The 9473-nt window shown below is 67.3% G+C and carries 11 protein-coding genes; 3 read left to right on the top strand and 8 right to left on the bottom strand.

Annotated features, from left to right (window positions below):
- Window positions 1-20: 20 nt before the first annotated feature.
- Window positions 21-548, bottom strand: a complete 528-nt coding sequence (locus WBV89_RS09035; protein ID WP_423981008.1) for a WhiB family transcriptional regulator — start codon at window positions 546-548, stop codon at window positions 21-23.
- A 119-nt stretch (window positions 549-667) separates the two neighbouring features.
- Window positions 668-916, bottom strand: a complete 249-nt coding sequence (locus tag WBV89_RS09030; protein WP_423981007.1) for a hypothetical protein — start codon at window positions 914-916, stop codon at window positions 668-670.
- Between the two features lie 171 nt (window positions 917-1087).
- On the opposite strand from WBV89_RS09030, the gene WBV89_RS09025 reads away from it, so the two are divergent.
- On the top strand, window positions 1088-2164 hold the full coding sequence (locus WBV89_RS09025) for a glycosyltransferase (RefSeq protein WP_423981006.1): 1077 nt from the start codon (window positions 1088-1090) through the stop codon (window positions 2162-2164).
- 13 nt (window positions 2165-2177) lie between these two features.
- On the top strand, window positions 2178-2726 hold the full coding sequence (locus tag WBV89_RS09020; protein ID WP_423981005.1) for a copper resistance CopC family protein: 549 nt from the start codon (window positions 2178-2180) through the stop codon (window positions 2724-2726).
- A gap of 10 nt (window positions 2727-2736) precedes the next feature.
- Here the strand turns inward: WBV89_RS09020 and WBV89_RS09015 are convergent, their stop codons facing one another.
- Together WBV89_RS09015 and orn are read right to left on the bottom strand one after the other, a co-directional pair.
- Entirely contained in the window at window positions 2737-3717 is a 981-nt protein-coding gene (locus WBV89_RS09015) for an NAD(P)H-quinone oxidoreductase (RefSeq protein ID WP_423981004.1), read from the bottom strand.
- A gap of 120 nt (window positions 3718-3837) precedes the next feature.
- Window positions 3838-4422, bottom strand: coding sequence for an oligoribonuclease (gene orn, locus WBV89_RS09010; protein ID WP_423981003.1), 585 nt, complete (start codon window positions 4420-4422; stop codon window positions 3838-3840).
- 49 nt (window positions 4423-4471) lie between these two features.
- On the opposite strand from orn, the gene WBV89_RS09005 reads away from it, so the two are divergent.
- Window positions 4472-5098 (top strand): poly-gamma-glutamate hydrolase family protein, encoded by a 627-nt coding sequence (locus WBV89_RS09005; RefSeq protein ID WP_423981002.1) that lies wholly within the window; start codon window positions 4472-4474, stop codon window positions 5096-5098.
- On the opposite strand, the gene WBV89_RS09000 is transcribed toward WBV89_RS09005, so the two are convergent.
- The 4 genes from WBV89_RS09000 to WBV89_RS08985 are packed head-to-tail and all read right to left on the bottom strand — an operon-like array spanning window position 5095 to window position 9320.
- Entirely contained in the window at window positions 5095-6141 is a 1047-nt protein-coding gene (locus WBV89_RS09000) for a HAMP domain-containing sensor histidine kinase (protein WP_423981001.1), read from the bottom strand. The two genes, WBV89_RS09005 and WBV89_RS09000, sit on opposite strands and share 4 nt — an antisense overlap.
- Before the next feature lie 5 nt (window positions 6142-6146).
- Window positions 6147-6836 (bottom strand): response regulator transcription factor, encoded by a 690-nt coding sequence (locus WBV89_RS08995; protein WP_423981000.1) that lies wholly within the window; start codon window positions 6834-6836, stop codon window positions 6147-6149.
- Between the two features lie 32 nt (window positions 6837-6868).
- Entirely contained in the window at window positions 6869-7744 is an 876-nt protein-coding gene (locus tag WBV89_RS08990; protein WP_423980999.1) for a hypothetical protein, read from the bottom strand.
- 58 nt (window positions 7745-7802) lie between these two features.
- A complete protein-coding gene (locus WBV89_RS08985; RefSeq protein ID WP_423980998.1) occupies window positions 7803-9320 on the bottom strand; it encodes an ABC transporter permease in 1518 nt (505 codons plus the stop codon).
- Window positions 9321-9473: the final 153 nt, after the last annotated feature.

The raw sequence follows: 9473 nt of genomic DNA, 5'->3' as shown, positions 1-9473 counted from the left end.
GCTCACATCCCGCCGACGGGCTATGCCACGACGCCGACCGGGCCCATCTCGTCGTAGACGACTTCGGGCCGGGGGTGCTTCGGGGGGCGCCCGCACGGGCGCTTGTTGGCGACGACGCGCCCACCCGACAGCAGTTCACCGCCCCAGACGCCCCACGGCTCCTCACGGTCGAGGGCGCCCTGGAGGCACTCGAAACGCAGCGGGCACAGGGCGCACATCGCCTTGGCGCGGGCGATGTCGACCACGTTGTCGGAGAAGAACAGGCCGGTCAGCGTTCCGTTTCCGTCGGCACAGCGGGCCACGGGCGCACGGGCGGCGAGCGACTCGTCGACGAGTTCGTCACCGCCCGGCGGCCTCGGACTGTCGGGCGCGAGCGGCTCACGTCCGAAGCGCTCGGCCTCACGGGCGATGAGATCGAGGCTGGGAAGATCGATGGTGTTCATGGTGGATTCCTTCGGGTCGAGCAGTGGTGTTGCGGGTGTGGCGCGGGCGGTGTGCGAGCGGACGGGCGATCCGCCCGGGTCGGTCATGGTGGTCGTGGTGTACATCTGGGTGCTTTCTGGGTGTCTGGGTGTGGGTGGTCTGGGAGAAACGAGTCCGAAAACGACGAAACCGCCGGGTTCTGATGAACCCGGCGGCCTCGGAGGAGGTGATGACGTTGCGTGTGCTACGTCATGCCTTCGAGGCGGCCGGGTGCAATTCGCTTGGTGGCGTACTTCGAGCCGAAACCCGAACCCTGCACGTCGCCACCAAGCCACAGATTCATCTCGGTGGCGGTTGCGGTCGACATCGCCACGGCTGCGGAGAACGCGGCGACATGCGTCGGTGCACAGACGTGCGCGGATGCACTGGCGACGCCGAGGTCCGTCCGGGCGCGACGGGACGTCGAGCGAATGATCGGTGTCATCGTCGTCATCTGTCTGCCCCCTTCGGTCGTCTCGGTCGATTCGGTCAGGTCCACGCGGACCCGATCGGCGTGGGTGTCAGACAACCACGATCGACGGGGCCCGGTCAAGGAGGTTTCTGCCAACAACACAGATATTTCGCGAAAGGCCCGCGTGCGGTGGTCGCGTGACAGGGTGGAACCATGTCGTTGACCGCCGCATCCACTGTGGACGTCGCGCTGTTCACGATCGGATGGTCGCTCGGCTGGCTCCTGCTCTGGCGGGTCCGCATCCTGCCCGCCGCATCCGGCGACGGACGGGTTCCCGTCGCGGTGATCATCCCGGCGAGGAACGAAGCGCACGCGCTCCCCCACCTGCTGCGGCCGTTGGTGGCGCAACGACGCGAGGGGGACCGCATCATCGTCGTCGACGATCACTCGACCGACGAGACGGCGCGCGTCGCACAGTCGTTCGGCGCCGAGGTCCTCCACCCTCCGCCCCCACCACCCGGGTGGCTCGGCAAGCCCAACGCCTGCGACGCCGGCGCATCGGCCACGACCGCGGAGATCCTGGTCTTCCTCGACGCCGACGTCAGGCCCGGCCCGACACTGCTCGACGATCTGGCAGCCGAGGTCTCGTCATCCCCGGATGTACTCGTGTCGATGCAGCCCTGGCATCGGATGGACGGCGTCGGCGAGCAGGCGAGCATCCTGTGCAACATCACCTCCCTCATGGGGTGCGGCGCGTTCACGATCCTCGGAGACCGAGCGGGCGCAACGGTCGCGTTCGGACCGGTGATCGCGATCTCGCGCACTGCGTACGATGCCGCCGGCGGGCACGCCGACCCCGAGGTCCGGGCTCTGCACACCGAGGACATCGCACTGGCGCGAGTCGTCGGGCGGAGCCGACTGTTCGTCGGAACGGCGTCGTCGACCACCTTCCGGATGTATCCCGGGGGTACCCGCGAACTGGTGGCCGGGTGGACGCGGACGATCGCGACCGGTGCTCGGTTCACCCCATGGTGGCTGAAGCTCCTGACCGCAGCGTGGGTGTGGTCGATCGCAGGCGGATGGATCGCCATCCCACTGACCTATCCGCTGATCGCGCTGCAGATCTGGGTGCTCGGTCGACGGGCCGGGACCACGCGTCCCCTGGCAGCGCTGGTCTTTCCACTGCTCGTGATCGCATTCGCGGTGATCTTCGCGCGCAGCGCGTTCAGCCTGCTCCGTGGCCGCGGTGTGACGTGGAAGGGTCGCGATGTGGACCCACGAGGGCGCTGATTGAATGAGCGCCATGGACAGCATCGGCGACAAGGTCGCGCACCGTTTCCTGCGCGTGCTCGCGGCCGGTGGCGTCCTGCTCGCCACGGTGATCGCCGGTTCCGTCACCGTCGCGGCGCACGACGACATCGCCGGCTCGACACCCGAGTCCCGCTCGACCCTCGACGAGCCGATCTCGACGGTCGAGATCGACTTCGGCGAGGTCATCAGCGACGACGTCACGATGTTCCTCTCCTACGACCTCGGCGACAACGAGTTCGAAGAGATCGGCGGCACGACCGTGAAGACGGGCGACACGACCGCCCGACTCGACTTCGACGAGGTCGAACGCGAGGGCACCTACTTCGTCCGGTATCTCGCTCCGGTACCCGTCGATGGCCATGTGATCGCCGGCGCGATCTCGTTCATCTACGGAAGTCCCAGCTCGGCGGGTGCCGACAGCTTCCCACTGCTGCCGTTCATCGGCGTGGCGCTGGTGGTCCTGGCGGTCGGCGGGTGGTTCAGCTACCGCCGGATGGTCGCGCCCGATCAGCCCGACGACGTCGACGCCAACGCGCTCTGACCGGGTCCGGTCAGGCCTCGACGTCGACCAGGATCTTGCCGACGTTCGCGTTCGACTCCATGTGCCGGTGAGCGTCTGCGATGTCGTCGAGGCGGTATCGCGAGTCGATCACCGGGGCCAACGCACCGGATTCGAACAACGGCAGCATCTCGCTCGCGAAACGCTGACACAGGTCGAGCTTGCGTTCGAGCGGGCGTGAACGCAGCGTCGTCCCGACCCACGTGATGCGCTTCATCAGCAGCAGTCCCATGTTGACGGGGGCCTTTCCGCCACCCATCAGGCCGACCTGCACGATCGTTCCATCGGTCGCGATCGCGCGGAAGTTGCGGTCCGCTTCGTCACCACCCACGACGTCGAGGATCGTGTCGACTCCGGCCGGGACCTCGGCCTGGAGCGCACCCAGCCAATCGGCCGGGCTGCGCTCGAGGACGAGGTCGGCTCCGAGCGCACGGCACGCGTCAGCCTTCCCCGACGAACACGTCACCGCGATCCGAGCGCCGATCGCCTTGGCGATCTGGATCCCAGCAGTTCCGACGCCCGACGCGCCGGCGTGGACGAGGGCCCAGCGACCGCTCGTCAGGCCACCCTGGACGACGAGCGCGTCCCAGGCCGTCAGGAACACCTCGGGGATCGCCGCGGCATCACGGAGCGCGATGCCGTCGGGAACCCGCAGCACCTGGCGGGAGTTGGTGACGACCTGTTCGGCATAGCAGCCGCCGCTCTCGATCCCCATGACGGCATCGCCGATCTCGAACTCGACGACGTCGGCGCCGATCGCTGCGACCGTTCCGGCATATTCGAGTCCCGGGATCTCGATGGAGCGTCCACGCGGGTCGGGATAGCCGCCCTGGCGCTGGAGCGTGTCGGCGCGGTTGAGCGCGGTGTGGGCGACCGAGACGAGGATCTGATCGGGACCGGGGACGGGATCATCCACCTCCTCGATCGTCAGGACCTCGGGCCCACCATGCTCTCGGAGAACGACTGCGCGCATGAGGGCAAGGTATCGGAACGTGCCGAGATGACCGTCGTGCTGCGTCCGGGCCCGGAACCTCAGTCGGACCCGGACGCCGCGGCGCGAACGTACCGACCCGGCCAGGGGTGATGACGCGAATTACGCGGGGTCGGTCGCGGGGGACTCGTCGGGGGTGTCGTCGGTCGCGGCGACCGGGACGAACACGTGCTCGCGGTAGTAGGCGAGTTCCTTCACCGATTCGCGGATGTCGTCGAGCGCGCGATGGCTGCCCTGGCCGCGCGGTCGGCTGGCATCGAGGTCGGGGTACCAGCGCTTGACGAGTTCCTTGACGCTCGACACGTCGACCGACCGATAGTGCAGGTACTCCTCGATCTCGGGGAGGTAGGCGGCGAGGAACCGGCGATCGGTCCCGATCGAGTTCCCGCAGAGCGGAACCGCGCGCTCCTCGGCAACGTGTTCGCGGATGAACGCGAGCGTCTGCGCACCCGCCTCGTCGAGCGTGATGGTCGACGCCTTGATCTGTTCGAGCAGCCCGGACTTCGTGTGCATCGCCACGACGAACGGATCCATTCTCGCGAGGTCGTCCTCGGCTGCGTGCACGACCAGATCGGGGCCTTCGGCGACGATGTTGAGCTCGTCGTCGGTGATCAGCGTGGCGATCTCGACGATCACGTCGGACGTGTGATCCAGTCCGGTCATTTCGAGGTCCATCCACACCAGCATCGAGACCAGCGTACGGGTCACCGGCCCGCCGCAGTGCATGATGACGGGGATGGGTGACTTCGGAACCGTGCTCCAGACACCCGGCGTCGAGGAGGTGTGCCGTCTGCGCGGGTCGGTCGGCTTCATGGCGTACCACGGCGGAAACCTCGAGCTGATGACCGACGTGATCGCTCGACGAGCCGCCGAGACGTCCGGCGCATCGCTGTACGCCGTCATGCAGCCCGACGGGGTCCGCGAACACTTTCCGTCGACGACGGTCGATCGGGCGTCGTCCGCGGCGCTCGGCCGCTTCCTCGACCACGTCGAGATCGTGATCACGGTGCACGGCTTCGGACGCCGCGGAATGTTCGGTTCGCTGCTCCTCGGCGGCCAGAACCGCGAGTTCGCCACGCATGTCGGATCGACCCTCCGCACGCACCTCCCCGCCTACGAGATCATCACCGATGTCGACGCGATCCCATCCCAGTTGCGGGGGATGCACGACCGCAACCCGGTCAACCTTCCCGTGCACCGAGGTGTGCAGATCGAACTCCCACCGAGGGTCCGCGGAACCAGTCCGCTGTGGTGGGACTGGGAGGGGCCCGGGCTCACCCCGCACACCGAGTCACTCATCGACGGACTGGCGCAGGCGGCGTCCACCTGGATGACGACCCGCGGCCGATCGGACTCGCGTTAGAGCGGAAGGCGGATCTCGACGATCCCGCCGGGGCCGTCACCGAGACCCACGGTGCCGGAGTGTGCCGTCACGATTCCCTTCGCGATCGACAGTCCGAGTCCCGCGGTTCCGGTGCGCAGATCGCGCGCCTCGTCGACGCGGGTGAACGGCTCGAACGCCCGGTCACGGAAGTCGGCGGGGAAGCCGGCGCCTTCGTCGATCACGCGCAACAGCGCCGTGCCGTCGGCCTGGGAGATCTGGACGAGCACGACCGATCCGGGCGGAGCGTGCCGACTGGCATTGTCGAGCAGGTTCCGCACGACCCGCGCGAGCTGTGACCCGTCGGCGTCGAGGATCACCCGCTGCTCGGCCTCGAGCAACAGCTTGACCCGACGTTGCTCGGCGAGAGGCCGCAGGGTCTCCATCGCCTCGTCGGCGAGTTCGGTCAGATCGAGTCGGGTCCGATTGAGTTCGAAGGTCCCGCTCACGATCCTGCTGTGCAACTGCAGATCGTCGACGAGCGACGACAGCGCGCGCACCTGCCGCTCCATCCCGATCAGATACATGTCGGGGTCCGGGGCCACTCCGTCGCGAATCGCCTCGACGGCCGCCCGGAGCGCCGCGAGGGGTGTGCGCAGGTCGTGCGAGATCGACCCCAGCATCAGGGAGCGTTCCTTCTCGACCGTGTCGAGACGGTCGACCATCACGTCGAACATCTCCGCTGCCTCGCCCAACTCGTCGTTGCGACGGACCCCGGTCCGGGCCGAGAGGTCGCCGTCGGCCACCTTCATCGCCGCCGAGCAGATGCGCTTCGCGTCACGGGCGACGGGGCGGGCGAGCAACATGGCGACGAGGGCTGCCGCCATCACCGCCGGGATCAACGTCCACATCAGGAACCGCTGATCGTGCCCGCTGATGAACATGGTCTGCGCGGCGATCGCGATCATCATCATCGCGACGCCGAGCACGGCGAGGTTCGCACCGAGGAATCGACGGCCGAGTCGGTTCATGCCGTGCGCCCGGTGCTGGAGCTCGGCCCCAGATGTGGGCTCGGAGTGTGCCATGGTGGTCAGCCCTCGAATCGGTATCCGACGCCCCACACCGTCGAGATCCAGCGCGGCTTCTCGGGGTCGGCCTCGATCTTGTTGCGGATCCGTCGGACGTGGACGGTCACCGTTGCCGGGTCCTGCCAGTCGGGGGACGACTGCCACACCTGCTCGAGCACCTGTGCGCGGGAGAAGACCTGTCGGGGCGACGCCGCGAGGAACGCGAGCACGTCGAACTCCTTCGGTGTCAACTCGATGACCTCGTCACCGAGGCGGACCTCACGCGCGAGCGGGTCGATGGACAGGCCGTCGAACTCGATCTTCTGTGGCGACGCCGACTCCTTGTTTCCCACACGGCGCAACACGCCGTTGACCCGGGCGGCGAGTTCACGCGGGGAGAACGGCTTGACCACGTAGTCGTCGGCACCGAGTTCGAGTCCCGCGACTCGGTCGGATTCCTCGGCGCGGGCCGTGAGCATGATCACCGGGATCTGGCTGGTCGCCCGGACCCGCCGCAGGATGTCGAGTCCGTTGACGCCCGGGAGCATCATGTCGAGCACGACGAGATCGGGTGGTTCGGCTTCGAGCAATTCGAGCGCACGGTTCCCGTCTGCCGCTTCGGCGACCTGATGCCCGTCGCGTCGGAGATAGCCCGCGACCACCTCGCGCACGGTCGGCTCATCGTCGACCACCAGCACGCGGGTTCCCGTCATGTGGAACAGCCTTGCGGGTCGCGACCGGCCATTCAACCCAGGGTGTCTCCAGTTTCCGGATTGGCTTCCGGTCCGGCGTCGGGTTCCGTGGCGGTCTTCTCGAGCAGTCCCCGACCGATCCAGTAGGGAACGATCTGCCCGATCGCGAAGTTGAGCCCTCCGATCAGCAGAACGAGACGCATCAGTGACACGTCGCGGTCGAGGCCGTCACGGGTCTCGATCGCGACCACCCGGGCATCGGCGATGTTCTGCCGATACAGGTCGATCAGCTCGGTGCTCCCGGAGAGTTCGGCGCTGACGGTCTCGATGTCTGCTGCCAGGGTCACCACGTCCGACGCGAGGTCGTCGAGAGTCGTCGTGAATGCATCGAGGTCCGTCGACGTCTGGGAGAACTGGGCGGGAAGCCCCTCGAGTGTGGAGGCGATCTCCCCGATCGTCTCACCGAGTTCCTGATCCGGGTCGTAGTCGGGTCCGAACGGGATCTGGGAGAGGTCGCGCAGCACATTGTCGATGCGCGAACCGAGCCCCTCCAAGGTCCTCAGCGCCGACCCCGCGTCGTCGAGGGCCGGTCCGACGGTGGTCGTCAGATCGTCCACCTCGACGATCACGTCGGTCGCGGTCTCGAACGACGACGCGACGGTGTTCAGCGTCGCCGAGACGCTCTCGATCGTGTCGGTCGTCGCATCGAGCACCTGGTCGGCCACGTCGATCGTGGCCTCGACCGAATCCATCGTCTCGATCGTCACGTCGAGGGTCTCACGTGTGGAGGAGTTCAACTGGCCGACGAGCTGCCACGCGACCACGGTCCCGACGAGTGACACGACCAGGCCCACCGCGGCGACCACCATCATGATGCGCCCGACGAGACGCCGACGCGGGCCGGTGCTCCTGCGATCTCCTCGACTCATCGCTCGACTCTCCGATCCACGGATCCCGACCGGATGAAGTGCACCATCGTCATCGACCTCACTTCACCCGAATCCGACGCGCCAGGAAGAACCACGCGACGCTCACGAACACGATCGCCGTCCCGGCGAGCCCGACGAGGTCCCACACCGATGGATCGATTCCGCGGAGCAGGACATCGCGATAGATGCGTGTTCCGTACGTCACGGGCAGCAACCACGACAGAGCCTTGACGGGATACGTGAAGGCGTCGAGATCGAGGAAGAATCCGCCGAAGAAGAGTCCGGCCAGAAGTGCCAGCAAGGCGTACTGCACGGCCTGGGTGTCGGTCCGCGAGGCGAGGGAGATGCAGAGGCCCAGCCCGATCGACGCCACGAGCAACAGAGCGGTCCCACCCACGACCCACGCGACGTCGCCCCGCATCGGGACGTCCATCCCCAGGATCAACGCCGTCAACAGCACCCCCGCCGCGATGCCACCGACGATCGTGAACGCCGCGAGCTTTCCGAGGACGATTCTTCCGGCGCCGACCGGGCCGACCCGGTACAACTCGAACAGGCCCGCAGCGCGGTCGGTTACGAGGCTCATCGCCGCGAAGGTCAGGACCATGTGTTGAACGAGGAGCGCGACGGCACCGGGAGCGAAGAAGTCCGAGACCGACACCGGCTCGCGTTGCAGGTTGGTCGTCTCGCCGGCGAAGGGCCGCACGATCACGGTGGGATCGAGCGTGGTGACCAGTTCACCGGCGTCGGCGACAGCGGCAACGGCGCTCTCGATCTGCTCGAGGTCGTCGCCCGTCATGCCGGGCTGCGCCGTGATGTCGGCCACCGTCTGCTCCAGGTTCGATGCGGCGGCGGCGAGTTCGTCGAAGGACCCGGCAGATGCATCGTCGAGCTCGGAGGCCAGTTCCTCGGACACGTCGACGATCGTCGACACCGAATCCGTCGAGTCGCTGAGTTCGTTCATGAGCGACTCCATCTGCTCGTCGTCTCCTGCATCCAGCGCGGCCGCGAGCTCGTCGAGCACGCCCTGCGCCCGGTCGAGACCTTCGCCGAACGGTACGAGCACGCCCTGTGCCTCGCCGACGATGCGTTCGAGGATGCGCGCGTTGAGTTCTTGGACCGCGACCTGAGCGGACACCTCGACCGTTGTGACCTGGATCGGGTCGATCTTGTTGTGGAGCACCTCGATCGTGGCCTGTTCGCCCGAGAGGACGTCGTCGACCGGGTCGGACGGGAACACGACGACGAGGTCGACGTCTCCGTCGGCGAGCTGTTGCTCGGCTCCCGCCAGATCGGACGTGTAGCCGGCGTAGTTGACGTACTGGTCCATCTCGTCGGCGAACTCCTCCATCGACGACTCGTACACGCTGTCCGAAGGCCCGACGAAGGTCGTGTCGAGCACCGTCTGCTCGGGGTCGAAACCGATCGCGAACAGGCCGAGCACGAGAAACGGACCGGCGACCAGGATCAGCAGCAACCGCGGCTGGCGCAGGATGACCAGCACCTCCTTGCGGAGGAACCCGAAGAACTGCACGAATGGGCGGAACCATGGCGATGCCAGGCGTGGAGTACTCATTGCACGACCTCCCCGGACTCGATGGACTCATCGGGCTCGTCGGTCGACGTCGTCGAATCAGCGTCGGGCGAATCGGGTTCGGGCGTGCGGCCGTCGACCAGCGCGATGAACACGTCGTCCCAGTCCGGGGGCACGGCGGCGATCGACTCGATC

It is taken from the genome of Ilumatobacter sp. (assembly GCF_049588435.1).
Taxonomy (GTDB): Bacteria; Actinomycetota; Acidimicrobiia; order Acidimicrobiales; family Ilumatobacteraceae; genus Ilumatobacter_A.
The sequence above is the reverse complement of the archived record's forward strand: the minus strand, read 5'-3'. Positions and strand labels throughout refer to the sequence as shown.